Here is a 12,381-nt window from a genome sequence, read left to right as displayed (position 1 = left end):
AACACATTTGCGCACTGAAATAAAAAGTTTGTCTAGTTATGAAAAATGGAACAATCAGAGACGATTCCGATAAATAAGTCGTCATTATGTATAAGACTGGTCTTACAGGGACATCATGTAATTATCGACACCACAAATGTCGTAGACAACCGCGGAGCAGGCTTACGTTTCCCCATAAGCTCTTCGTCCGGTTTCTCCTCTCCCATGAAAGGGGCCCTAGAGATAGGGCCCCGAATTTATGTTTAAATACATTTAAAAGTTATTATTGTATATAAAACAATACAAAATCACTAGTTTCGTATAACAAGAAAGAAGTACTCACAGTGGCTCGTTTGGGAAAATTTTGTGTCGGATGACATCCCCGCTATTGCAGATGCTTATTGGCACAACGCCTCCTTCGACTAAGTAACAACTCAAAGAAGCCCCGTTGCCATTTAAGGTTGACGAGGCTTTTTCATAATCCCTAACTATGGAAATTTCGCTGTACTACGTAGCAATCAATTATATATTTCACTAAATTTCCTATACTCGAGTAACCTTATACCTTGACTTATCCTTCTCCAAATCAACTCTAATTTTTTTCGTTTGATTATCTTTAATAAGATTCCCTTCAACAGTAAGATTTCTGCCATTGATTTCTTCAAACAGGATGGATAATGTGTAAGTTCGTATGTCTTTTTCTGAATCTTCAACATGATCTCCTGGTACAGCTGAACAAATTTGGCCCGCACTGACAGCAAGTAAAAATGTCGACAGAATCATTATTGATTTTATTTTGAATTTCAATTTGTTCACCTCTTCCTTATCTATAATAGATATTATGAGGTTGAAATCATAAACCATTCCTTATATAGTTACGCTTCCGTTGTGGATAAATCTAAAAAATCTTCTCAGCATTCTATATCTTCATCCGTGCTTAATTCATCATCAATTTGCCTTTGTCTTTTCTTATTTATATTCCGTAACACTAGGTGTACAAGAAAATAAACCATTGTAAAAGTAACAAAGGTTAAAATAATACTCCATACATTTCTTTCTCCCGCCAACACTATAAGCAATGAAACACAAATCCCGCCTGAAATAATGCTGTTTATAAGCAGCTTTTTATTGGTGTGACTTCGGGAATCCCAAATATCAACCCCAACAGATAAGTGCCGTATAGTTATATATATTCCAATACCAATCAAACAGAAAAACTCGACTGCAAATTGCGCAAACGGAGCATTCATTATGAATTGTTGAATCAGAATTGAAATAAGCAAACAATAAATTAGTATTTGATAAGCATCACTTTGAATTTTCCTTCTTTGAGATACAATTCGTTCATCATTAACTTTGCTGGTTTTCATTATTATCCCTCCTTATACTCCGAATTATAATATATTTATTACATAATGCAATTTATATATTGCATTTAAATGTGAATAAAAACCAAACATACACAAATAAGTTTGCTAATGGAGATATAACACAAAAGGACCGCCTTTCGGCAGTCCTTTGACAGACACTTACTCTATAAATTTCCCAACGAACCCTGTAACTACGCTCTCATATTTAACCGGGTCCATACGGAAAGCTTCACCGTGACCCGCTTTAGGAACGATATATAGCTCCTTCTCCACCGGACTATTCTCATACAAAGTATGTACCATCTCCGTAGGAACGAAGGTATCACTATCACCATGAATAAACAGTGTCGGGGTTACGGATTTCTTCACCTGTTCTAATGCTGAGGCTTCATTAAAGGAATAGCCTGCGCGAATTTTTGTCAGCATACTGGTCGTGTCCACAATCGGGAACGCCGGTAAATGGTACATTCTCTTCAGCTGGAACGTAAGCTCGTCTTTCACAGATGTATAACCACAATCCTCTACAATTGCCTTCACATTAGGTGGCAGCTCTTCCCCACTTGTCATCATGACCGTAGCTCCCCCCATGGAAACACCATGAAGCACCACTTGTGTCTTCTCACCATTCGCTTCCAAGACTCGCTGAATCCACTTTAAATAATCCTTGCGCTCAGGCCAGCCGAACCCGATGTAATTACCACCGCTGTCTCCATGTCCTCTAGCATCTGGCAGTAAAATATTATATCCCAGTCTTTCATAGTACATTCTGGCATATCCACTCATCTGAGTCGCATTTCCAGCATAACCATGCGCAATGATTACCGTCTTATCAGATTGCACAGGAGCTGCTAAGTAGTACCCCTTAAGATGAATCCCGTCATCAGAATCCATCTCCCACCTGTCGAAGTGCTGGTTGTTCCACCACTCTTTATCTGCTTGTGAAGTATCTTTAGATTGTTCCACTTCCGGACTTGATTGCAGATCTGGACTCTCATCTAAAAAGTCCTTTGAGGCACGTGCAATGGCGACATGATAGAAATAAAAGCTTCCAACCGTTACGATAATGATTAACACTACAATAATGGAAGAAATCCCGATCAGCATTTTATTCTTCAAAACTATCTCTCCTAAATAATATTTAACAGTATTCATTTATGTTATCAAACTAAGATAACATGTATATTTGAATCTTCAAAATCCTAGTTTTGTAAACCTATGTACTTCAATCCACTTTTAATTGTTAATTCATCTAGATAAATCGGTATAACACCATTAAAAAGTCTGCTTCCAGCATGAATGCCAGAAGCAGACTTTTTATATCTCTAGAATATGCATGCGCTCGTAATAATTACTAACAAGATAAATAATACTAAGATTGCGCCAGTACTAGTAAAAGCACCACCGACATGACCAAATTCAGCTCCCATGTGAAGACCTCCTCCGTATTGTAGAATACACCACAGGATATGTGTTAACCCCCTTGGAAGATTGGGCGAACGGCAAAAAATATAACCCCGCCAACTGCGCGAGGTTAGTGTAAAAATTTCTAATCAGATACTAAAATACCGTCAAAGCTTTCTGGACCCACACGGACTGTGCCGAGAAGATTAGAAGAAACAAATGCTGTATAAGTGAGTTGAGGTGTGATTGCTGGTAAGAAGTCCGCTGCCGAGAAGGTTATTACTTGCGGGGCCAGTATACTAAGACCAAAAGTTGAAGTAGCAGAATATACTTTAGGATCCGTTGGTAAAGTTCCTCTTACAATCGTAATTGTGATACCTACCAATGCCAGTGGAAGAGTAACGGAAATTGTCCCTTTAAGCAGCACACGTGGGTTCGTAGTCACTCCTGCGGTTAACAAACCAATTTGTCCAAACAACTGTGGCGTGTTTATTACCGTAATCGGAATAGCTATCGAATTGGCGAGACTGGCATTTTGTGATGTTCTAGCGTCAAGATAAGTTCCCATATTTACACCTCCTTTTTTTTTCATACTATAATATATTAGTCATCTTGATAGAATGCGTAGTCATTTTACCAGTGAGAAAGGATTGATTTTCAAAAAAATGAATACGACTAAATCATTTATCATCTGTTTTCGTACCATCCCTTTTGTTAAAAGCAAGCTCAAATAACCCCGTCGCCGAAAGCCCTGCTAGCCCCCCAGCCCATAGTCGCAGAATAAGGTTCATATCAGTGAACGGATAAGCAACTGCTCCAACCAGCAAGCCAATAGCTAATCCAACAACCGGTACAATATTGCGCGGAAGTTTCACGCTATTCTTCACAAGTTGTACAAGTGCCATTACGAAAACAGCCAGCACGGAAGCAAAGGCAAGCACACTGTTGAGAGCATCATTATACATGGTTTTTAACCCTCCTTATTTCATTTTCCACTACCAGGAACAAGTAAGCCTGCACGGTTCAACACTGTTATTATGCGATAGAAGTCATAACTCCCACCTGACGGTGTATCTAGCAGCTCTGCAGCACTCGCTGCCTTTACTGCCGCTTCAGCCCATGGGGGTACATTCATCACTGCTCGACCTTCAATTAGAGTCACTCGATCCGAAAGCTTAGTAATCGATTGACCTTGCTCCTGCACACCTGTTTTTAGCGTATCCTTGCTATCCGTAAGACTCACTATAAGCGCACGCAATTCTTTTATTTCTGTTTCCAGACTAACCAGCTTTTGTTTATCCTCTGCCGACATTTCGTCATCACCTTCCTTGGCTTCTTCATCATATTTATACAGATTGTAAGTATTCATGATTTGGATTAGCTTTGCTGCATAGTTTGGGTCGGTAGCATAGCCAGCGGCAGCAATCTCTTGTGCGGCAACCTTGCCACTTGCACCAAGCACTTTGCTGTAAAGGTTACGATTCCACGAAACACCATTCACAATCAACGCGGAATGATCCGCGACAGATTCTCCCCAGTTGTTATAGGCCCGAAAAGGAGCTTCTACTTTAACAGCCTTACCATTAACATATTCAGTAGTTTGCACAGTAATACTACCAGCTGGTCCGCTGCCTTTGATTCCAAACAAATTGTTGGCCTTAACAGTCAACCCGCTGCTGCCCCAGCCTGATTCTAGCGCAGCTTGAGCTATCGTTAGCGATGCTGGAACCTTACTAATCTGCATGTCCTTTTCAGCAAAATTTGCGATCTTCGCAATAAACTCTGTCTCCGTCATTTCATCACTTCCTCTCCTTTTATTAAATGCTGAGCATAATGAAATGCTTGTGCATATCCCTACTAATAGAGCGTCATTGCTAGATTCCATTCAAAATAAACGTCAAAACACGCGCTCAAAGAGCGCGTGCGTATTTGATAATTCGAATATGACATAAGTAGCTGAAAAGAAATAAATGAAGCATGCAACTCGCATAGGGCTATTAGTCCTGCTCACAGGAGAAATTTATTTCTCGTAGATTCATAATATGTAATTATAAGTAAAATTATCTTGAAGTTTCATTAAAACTAGCGTAACATATAGTATTAATTGACTATATAGGAGGGTCTAATAGACTATGCCTTCATATTATTTTAGAGAACTATGGACACCCTTGCGCTGGGTGGGCATTAAGTTTTTCCGTGATGACGAAGGTTTTCTTTGGATTAAATGGTGGGCTAAGCCCAGAAAACGACTGCGTTAACTGTTAAGAAAGTAAATATACATAAGAAGTTTCATACAATGTGCATATGTATTTCTTGATAACAAACTAAAGGGGCATCAACCGCTACAACATTAGCAGCTGATGCCCCTATTCCTAGTTTCCTACCTTAGCTCCAAAAGAACGTGCTAACAGTACGGCCTGATCTATATCCATACGAACTCCTTGTAGATCCAAACTTTTTAAATCAATCCCCTCAACAATAGCGTCCCGTAGGTCAGCCCCTTTAAGCTTGCATTGAGATAACTGTACACGGCTCAAATCAGCCCCTCGAAGATCACTTTTTTGCAAATTACAGCCCATTAGATCAGCTTCAGTAAATCGAATTCCGCGCAGATCCTGTCTGCTAAGATTAGTATGTCTAAGGTTCGTGTAAGACCAGTCCCCGCCGATAAGTGTGATCCCGTCCATATAAGCATTTGAGAAATCAGATCCTACCATTTTACAATCTTCAAATTTCGATACGAACAGATTCGCACCAGTGAACTTACAGTTAGTAAAAGCTGAACCTTTATGGTGTGATGCATTGAGCATGGCTCCAGTAAAATCGCAATCTATAAATCGGCAACCGATGGAAGTCATTTCTTCCATAGAGCTTCCCTTGAAGGAACACTGCTCAAATGTACAGTTATTTAGTTCCCCGTCCTGCAGACTTCCTTGGTCAAAATTGTGTTTTTGGAACGTTTCATTAAGGTATTGGTACATGTTGAGTCTCATCACCTTCATTAGGATTAAATAAATTTATTCTTATTAAAAATAGCACTTTAGTAGATTGTTCTCAACAATCTCTTTCGATATAATTGCAAATAAACGATATGGAGGGAAATTATGGATGTGTCCAGCAGGAAAGAACCATTCCGCTATGTAATGAACCAGCCGCTTGAATGCTGGATTGAAGTTCCAACAAGTAGTATTGGTCCGGGTGCCGGAAAGTTAACAGAAGCCGTGTTGCTTGATCTTAGCCGATCTGGCTGCAAAGTGCGTACCCCTCTAAATCTTCGATTTACAGCAGGCGATACAAAGCTAGTGATTCATCTTCAATTAAACGAAGAAAAGCTTCAACTCGTGGGCAGCGTTCGTTGGGGCTGGATGTTTGGACTCGGCCAGTACCAATACGGAGTTAAGCTTAGATTGAGAGAAGACGAAGAAGAACGGTTGCTAAAAGAACTTGAAATATGGACAGCCTCTCTAAATGATGTAGAGGGTCTGTAGAATTTTACATAACAGATGCCCTTCTCATGGAAAGGCGTCTTTTTTTTGCACAAAAACGAAGACAAAGCTGAAGCGCTCTGCCTTCGTTCTAAAAATCTATACGAGTTAGACTTCTATAACTCCACTCTTTTCTTAACGAGTTTAACAATAGCAAATACTAGAATCACAATAATCATCGCTTCGAACAGGGTAGGAAGTAAACCAAGAACATACTGAGAGGTCTCAATATTATTTAATTTAGCAGCCTCATCCGTCACTTCAAATCGAAAGGCTCTTTCCAAAGTGATATTTTTATGATCGAACATCGATGTTTCTAATAAAGAAATTATATACTGTATTACAAAAAAAACAGCTATCCCAATCCATACTCTTCCTTTCACTCTCACACTCATTGCAACGGTCATGGAGAACATCACGAGTAACATAGAGTAGGCGGAAGCCCAAAAGACTATCAGCACTGTATAGGCGGAAATCAACCAAAATTTTTCCGGCAAAAACGAAGTTGAAAACATCATAATATCAACTGCTAAATGAATATAAGCAACTAGAAATAAACAGAGTAACGAACCTAAGAACAGCATTATCGGTGAGAGAACGGTGTACAGGACTGGTACTGGCACAAGCCTACGATTGAATAATCTCAGGTTCTGACCGAAGGTGCGCAGACTAAAAAAGAGAAGCACTACACCTGCTACAGCATAGGAAGTGACGTTCATCATGAACATCTCTTGATCTGAACGAACAGTAAATCCTATCACAAGCTGCACAAGAATGGTGATAACAAAAACAGCAAGAAACTTATCCCTATCCCGTCTAAAATCATACTTCACTAGCTTTAGCATTCTGCGTACACCTCTCTGAACATTTCGTCTATGCTTTTGCCATGGCGAAGCCGGATATCCTCTACCGCCGTATGCATCACAATTTCTCCCTCTTTAATAAAAATCACATCATCAAAGATCCGCTCAATATCGGATACTAAATGAGTTGATAAGAGTATGGTGCTGTCCTCCTCATAAAACTCTACTAACGCGTTAAGAATTTTAGTTCTAGCTACTGGATCTACTCCACCGATTGGCTCATCCAGTAAATAAAGGCTAGCTCGGCGTGATAAGGCAAGTGTAAGCTGTAAACGTTCATTCATTCCTTTGGATAGATCCTTTACCTTATCTTTACTTCTTAGCTTCATAAACTCCAACATTCGTGAAGCCTTCGTCTGATCAAAATCCGGATAGAAATCACTTTGGAACTTCAGAGCATCTGTAACACTCATCCAGGATTCTGTTAGCGGCTTATCCGGCATAAATGACACTACTGCTTTACTGTCTACGCCTACAGAACCCCCGATAATGGATACACGACCAGAGGTAGGCTGTGTAAGTCCTGCGATGATTTTCATTAGTGTGCTTTTGCCGCTGCCGTTACTGCCTAGCAGTCCTGTGATCTTACCCGCACTCAGATTAAAGGATACACCACGGAGAGCATGCTTTGATCTATATTTTTTAGTAACGTCATGAACCTCAAGTATATTTTCCAACTTGCTTATCCCCCTATTCTTCATCCTTGTCTCGGATACTCTCCGCTACTGCCGCTAAAATATCTTCACCTTGAAAACCAAGATCCTGCATACCACGAATGAAACGATCCAGCACATCTTTTGCCATTTCTTTTTTGATGGTCAAAATAGTTCCTTCATTACTAGTGACGTATCTTCCCATTCCACGCCGGGTCTCCACGATTTCTTCACGCTCCAGTTCCTGAAAGGTTCTTTGTACCGTATTCGGATTAATTTGTAACTCACTGGCAAGTTCACGGACCGAGAGAATTTTATCTCCTGGCTTCAGCTTGCCTGTGACGATTTCACCTTTGATGTAATTCATGATCTGGATATAAATCGGCAGGTTGTTATCGAATTCGATTGTCATATTTAAGCAACATCCCTTCGTCTAAAGACGGAAAAGCCTATAAGTAGAAAGACAACTGAGTATAAGACTAGCATTACAATGGAAAAGGTCAGCGTCATTCCAGGCATAGGTGCTCCTCCACCTTCATAAGCAGCTAAATTCAGGTTCGGGAATAATACATATTTATAGAACTCACGGAAAATGATCAATTTATCTATCATCAGCATAAACATTGTAACCCCGATGGTTACGCCCGTTGAAGTCGTCAATATTCCAATCATAAAAGCAAGGGTTGAATATACAACTGTACTTACAGAGTTATACATTAAACTGGTTAGCATCTCACGAATACCAGCCTCACCACCACTAAAGCCAAACCATAAAGCACCTGCTGCAAAAACCGCCAGCATACCGACAAGTGCCACTGAGAACGCGTAAATCAGCACAACAACATATTTGGATGCAAGTATTGCTGTACGGCTTCTCGCACGGATTAGAAGAAATTTGATAGTGCCCTGACTATATTCTTTTGAGACAACACCCGCTGTTCCGATGATTGCGAGAATGGTTATAACTTGCCCAATCCCTTGAGAAAGCAACATTGCGGATGAGAACTCATACGCTGATCCGAACATGTCGGGTGACACGGAATGTACAATGTAACCTAAAAGTAGGGACAATAAGATTAATATTAAAAAGGGTACGAAAAACGTACGTTTCTTCGAGAGCTTGAGCCATTCATTAACCACCAAATGATTAAAACTACGCAATTCGGTTCCCTCCAGTCCATTTCAAGAAATCTTCCTCTAAGCTTTGTTTATTCTCTGTAATTCGGAAAATGCCTACCCCTTTATCACTAAAAGCAGACACTAGCTCCGGTACTCTACTGTCATGCAGACTTATCGTCACCTCAGAACGAACACTATCCATAGTTAATAGATCTGCGTATTCTAACCTTCCCAAGAGAATTATTGCTGATTCAACAGAGGCTACGCGAATCGTTAGCTTCACTTCTGCTGTAGCTTCCTGCTCCCCACCAATCGCTGTAACGGTCACCAGCTTGCCGTTCTGAATCACGATGGCTCGGTGACAAATTTGTTCAATTTCAGTCAGTAAGTGGCTGGATATTAGAATCGAAATCCCTTCAACCTCAGCAATCCTACGCATATAATCACGCATTTCTCGTATGCCTGCTGGATCAAGACCGTTCGTAGGTTCATCTAGAATCAATAACTTTGGTCGGTTCAGTAACGCCTGAGCAATCCCAAGACGTTGACGCATACCCAGCGAATAGGCCTTCACTTTCTTATTCATTGCTTCCTGTAGCCCTACCAATTCCACAACCTCTACGATTCTACCAGTGTCAATATTATCTGTCATTCTCTGGTATTGCTTTAGATTATCAAGCCCTGTCATATACGGATAGAACTCTGGATTTTCAATAATCGCTCCAATGTGGCCAATGGCTTTGTTAAAATCACTCTTTACACTGTGACCTTGAACGATCACATCACCTTCACTCATCCGTATTAATCCCGTCATCATCCGAATCGTCGTTGTTTTACCCGCACCATTTGGACCCAGTAGCCCGACTATTTCTCCCTTACGGATATCAAATGTCAGCTTATCCACAATGGATTTCCCTTTTATGATCTTGCTTACCCCGTTCATTTGCAGCACGATTGAATCTTGCATCTGTTCGTTACTCCCTGGATTCATAATAATCCTCCCTGCCATCTTTTTATTATGATGATTTCATTTTATTGTGTCGGTGTTATAGTTGAATAGTACACTAATGCAATGTTGATGTAAAGCCCAAAATTATGAATTTCCAAAAAGAAGGGCTTTCTATTAGACTATCTGCCAAACCAAAAATTGAAATGAACATAGATTAGATAGCAAAGGAGGAATGACAAATGAAAAAAGAAGTTCATGTATCTCAGACTTTCCCGCGCTTGACCGTGTACGATGAAGAAAACTTTAGAGGGAGCAGCACTATTTTTACCGGGAACCTTGGCATTCGTAATACGGACAACATTTTAGATGGTATCGAGAGTCTTCGATTCTTCTCTACTAGCAGCAATGCAACGTTGGTATTGTTCACTAGAACTCGGTTTAGAGGAAACTTCCGCGTGCTCCGTGGAAACCGCAGTATTCGTGATTTGGACGACTTCATTTCCGGCAATGATGTGGAATCCATTATTTCAAGCAATCAAAGATTAACACTCGAGCAAATCCGCAATATCCGCAGCAGCGGTAACTTGCCTTCGGGATATCGCTTGATCTAACATTTCCATTCAACAAGAAAGGAGCAATCTGGAGCTAGAGCCCAGGTTACTCCTTTTTCCCAAGTTATCTTCTGAGGTCATATAGTTAGTGGATTTACCTGCTAAGTCAATCCAACAAAGAGAGATAAAAAATGGTAACCATAAAAGCAGCGTCTATAGTCTATCCCAGATTAAGAGTATATAGTGAGGAGAACTTTCGTGGGCTCCGCAGAACCTATCGCGGAAACCTGGGCATTGCAGATATTGATGCAGTCCTTACTGGAATAGAAAGCTTACGCTTTTTCTCCACGAATCCGAACGCTACGCTTGTGCTGTTCGATCGTTCTCGCTTCCGTGACAATTTCGTAATTCTGCGTGGTAACCGCAGCATTCGCGAACTGGATGACTTTCTCCGTAGAGGAGATGTCGAATCGCTCATTTCAAGCAATCAGCGGCTGACTCCGGCGCAGGTTCGCGCCATACAACGAACTGGTAGCTTGCCTTCAGGATATCGTTTGATCTAATCACTTGAGGATGCAGTTTAAGCTATAAGCTTAAGATGCGTCCTCAATTATTTTCCGCTATAATGACTCCATACATATTAATAGAAAGAAGGTAACTTTATGGAACCAATTGTTTCTACCCGATGGCTGCTTGCTCGGTTATACGAACCTGAACTGGTTATAGTCGATTGTCGTTTTTTACTTACGGATCCGGAAGCTGGGCGTAAAGCCTATACGGAAGATCATATTCCCGGCGCAATCTATTTGCATCTAGAAGAACAACTCTCCGCTCCAGTAGGCGCACACGGTGGACGCCACCCCCTACCAGAAATCTCGAAGCTAACCACCGTTCTTAGCAAGGTTGGCATTAACAGAGAAAGTATTGTTGTAGCTTATGATGATCAAGGCGGTGCCTACGCTTCCCGTCTGTGGTGGATGCTTAAATATTTGGGGCATGAACGTGTGTTTGTAATGGATGAAGGCTACTCTGCTTGGAAAAAAGCATCCTTCCCCGTCAGTGATCATCAAGCGGTTCGTATTCCGAGCCAGTATGAAGCAGATGTTCAGAAGGACATGCTTGTTAGTATGGAAGATGTGCAGAATGTGGTTAAACACGGTGACGGTGGCGCAATGTTAATCGACTCCCGTGAAGCTCGTCGTTATCAAGGGCTTGAAGAACCTATTGATCCGAAGGCAGGTCATATTCCTGGGGCGATCAATAAGTTCTGGAAAGATGTTCTTGATGAGCAAGGACGCTGGAAATCAACCGAGGTGCTGAAAAAGCATTATGAGGGTATTGATCCTGAGCAAGAGATTATCGTGTACTGCGGTTCAGGTGTAAGTGCCTGCCCGAATGTGCTCGCGCTCGGAAAAGCTGGGTATAGGAATGTGAAATTGTATGCAGGAAGTTGGAGCGACTGGATTTCGTATGAGGAGAACCCAGTGGCTACTGGAGAAGAATAGAATAAAGAATCTGCGGCGCAGATTCTTGTGATTCCCTGGAGAGTAGAGGCCTGATTTACCATACTCTGGAAATATATTGTGTTCGGTTTTTCACGAATATTTGGCTCGTTTATGGTACTGGTGGCACATTGTATTCGATTTTTCGCATACATTTGGCTCGTTCAGCTTGCCGGCGGCACATTGTGTTCGGTTTTTCGCATACATTTGGCTCATTTACCTACCGCCGGCACTTTGTGTTCGGTTTTTCGCATACATTTGGTTCGTTTACCTACTGGCGGCACATTGTGTTCGGTTTTTCGCATACATTTGGTTCGTTTACCTACCGTCGGCACTTTGTGTTCGGTTTTTCGCATACATTTGGCTCGTTTACCTACCGTCGGCACATTGTATTCGGTTTTTCGCATACATGTGGCTCATGTATGTTACCGGCGGCACATTGTGTTCGGTTTTTCGCATACATTTGGCTCGTTTACCTGCCACCGACACATTGTATTCCGTTTTTCGCA

Annotated in this window: 17 protein-coding genes; 4 read left to right on the top strand and 13 right to left on the bottom strand. The window is 41.2% G+C overall.

Features of this window, described 5'->3' with window-relative positions:
• Positions 1-522: 522 nt before the first annotated feature.
• The 8 genes from NSU15_RS13485 to NSU15_RS13450 form a co-directional block, all read right to left on the bottom strand.
• The gene (locus NSU15_RS13485; RefSeq protein WP_339290816.1) at positions 523-762 is read right to left on the bottom strand and encodes a hypothetical protein; all 240 of its coding nucleotides are present in this window, start codon (positions 760-762) and stop codon (positions 523-525) included.
• Between the two features lie 128 nt (positions 763-890).
• On the bottom strand, positions 891-1,349 hold the full coding sequence (locus tag NSU15_RS13480; protein WP_042127192.1) for a DUF6773 family protein: 459 nt from the start codon (positions 1,347-1,349) through the stop codon (positions 891-893).
• Positions 1,350-1,508: 159 nt separating this feature from the next.
• On the bottom strand, positions 1,509-2,465 hold the full coding sequence (locus NSU15_RS13475) for an alpha/beta hydrolase (protein WP_231574178.1): 957 nt from the start codon (positions 2,463-2,465) through the stop codon (positions 1,509-1,511).
• 206 nt (positions 2,466-2,671) lie between these two features.
• Positions 2,672-2,776, bottom strand: a complete 105-nt coding sequence (locus NSU15_RS13470) for a sporulation protein YjcZ (protein WP_081389784.1) — start codon at positions 2,774-2,776, stop codon at positions 2,672-2,674.
• 119 nt (positions 2,777-2,895) lie between these two features.
• Positions 2,896-3,318, bottom strand: a complete 423-nt coding sequence (locus NSU15_RS13465) for a hypothetical protein (RefSeq protein ID WP_042127190.1) — start codon at positions 3,316-3,318, stop codon at positions 2,896-2,898.
• A 112-nt stretch (positions 3,319-3,430) separates the two neighbouring features.
• Positions 3,431-3,715: a holin gene (locus NSU15_RS13460; RefSeq protein ID WP_042127188.1), complete on the bottom strand. Its 285-nt coding sequence runs from the start codon at positions 3,713-3,715 to the stop codon at positions 3,431-3,433.
• 20 nt (positions 3,716-3,735) lie between these two features.
• Positions 3,736-4,545, bottom strand: a complete 810-nt coding sequence (locus tag NSU15_RS13455) for a glycoside hydrolase family 73 protein (protein WP_042127186.1) — start codon at positions 4,543-4,545, stop codon at positions 3,736-3,738.
• 577 nt (positions 4,546-5,122) lie between these two features.
• A complete protein-coding gene (locus NSU15_RS13450; protein ID WP_042127185.1) occupies positions 5,123-5,731 on the bottom strand; it encodes a pentapeptide repeat-containing protein in 609 nt (202 codons plus the stop codon).
• A 123-nt stretch (positions 5,732-5,854) separates the two neighbouring features.
• On the opposite strand from NSU15_RS13450, the gene NSU15_RS13445 reads away from it, so the two are divergent.
• Complete coding sequence (locus tag NSU15_RS13445) at positions 5,855-6,238, top strand: PilZ domain-containing protein (RefSeq protein ID WP_076118264.1); 384 nt, start codon at positions 5,855-5,857, stop codon at positions 6,236-6,238.
• Between the two features lie 113 nt (positions 6,239-6,351).
• Here NSU15_RS13445 and NSU15_RS13440 read toward each other — a convergent pair whose 3' ends face one another.
• From NSU15_RS13440 to NSU15_RS13420, 5 genes are read right to left on the bottom strand one after another with little or no spacing between them, the layout of a single operon-like run.
• On the bottom strand, positions 6,352-7,080 hold the full coding sequence (locus NSU15_RS13440) for a hypothetical protein (protein ID WP_339290811.1): 729 nt from the start codon (positions 7,078-7,080) through the stop codon (positions 6,352-6,354).
• The gene (locus NSU15_RS13435) at positions 7,074-7,775 is read right to left on the bottom strand and encodes an ABC transporter ATP-binding protein (protein WP_170880260.1); all 702 of its coding nucleotides are present in this window, start codon (positions 7,773-7,775) and stop codon (positions 7,074-7,076) included. The genes NSU15_RS13440 and NSU15_RS13435 overlap by 7 nt, the downstream gene beginning before the upstream one ends.
• 13 nt (positions 7,776-7,788) lie before the next feature.
• Positions 7,789-8,163, bottom strand: coding sequence for a GntR family transcriptional regulator (locus tag NSU15_RS13430; RefSeq protein ID WP_339290809.1), 375 nt, complete (start codon positions 8,161-8,163; stop codon positions 7,789-7,791).
• A 2-nt stretch (positions 8,164-8,165) separates the two neighbouring features.
• Positions 8,166-8,912, bottom strand: coding sequence for an ABC transporter permease (locus NSU15_RS13425; RefSeq protein WP_076118260.1), 747 nt, complete (start codon positions 8,910-8,912; stop codon positions 8,166-8,168).
• A complete protein-coding gene (locus tag NSU15_RS13420) occupies positions 8,905-9,861 on the bottom strand; it encodes an ABC transporter ATP-binding protein (RefSeq protein ID WP_339290807.1) in 957 nt (318 codons plus the stop codon). The genes NSU15_RS13425 and NSU15_RS13420 overlap by 8 nt, the downstream gene beginning before the upstream one ends.
• A 197-nt stretch (positions 9,862-10,058) precedes the next feature.
• Here NSU15_RS13420 and NSU15_RS13415 point away from each other — a divergent pair, with 197 nt between their 5' ends.
• The 3 genes from NSU15_RS13415 to NSU15_RS13405 all read left to right on the top strand — a co-directional run bounded on the left by NSU15_RS13415 (position 10,059) and on the right by NSU15_RS13405 (position 11,875).
• The gene (locus tag NSU15_RS13415; protein ID WP_042127173.1) at positions 10,059-10,430 is read left to right on the top strand and encodes a hypothetical protein; all 372 of its coding nucleotides are present in this window, start codon (positions 10,059-10,061) and stop codon (positions 10,428-10,430) included.
• A gap of 131 nt (positions 10,431-10,561) precedes the next feature.
• Complete coding sequence (locus NSU15_RS13410) at positions 10,562-10,933, top strand: hypothetical protein (RefSeq protein WP_042127171.1); 372 nt, start codon at positions 10,562-10,564, stop codon at positions 10,931-10,933.
• Between the two features lie 99 nt (positions 10,934-11,032).
• Positions 11,033-11,875, top strand: a complete 843-nt coding sequence (locus tag NSU15_RS13405) for a sulfurtransferase (protein ID WP_339290803.1) — start codon at positions 11,033-11,035, stop codon at positions 11,873-11,875.
• Positions 11,876-12,381 lie beyond the last annotated feature (506 nt).

The organism is Paenibacillus sp. FSL E2-0201 (assembly GCF_037963325.1).
Lineage (GTDB): Bacteria > Bacillota > Bacilli > Paenibacillales > Paenibacillaceae > Paenibacillus_AQ.
Note: the sequence above shows the minus strand (reverse complement) of the source record. Positions and strands in the feature narration are given on the sequence as shown.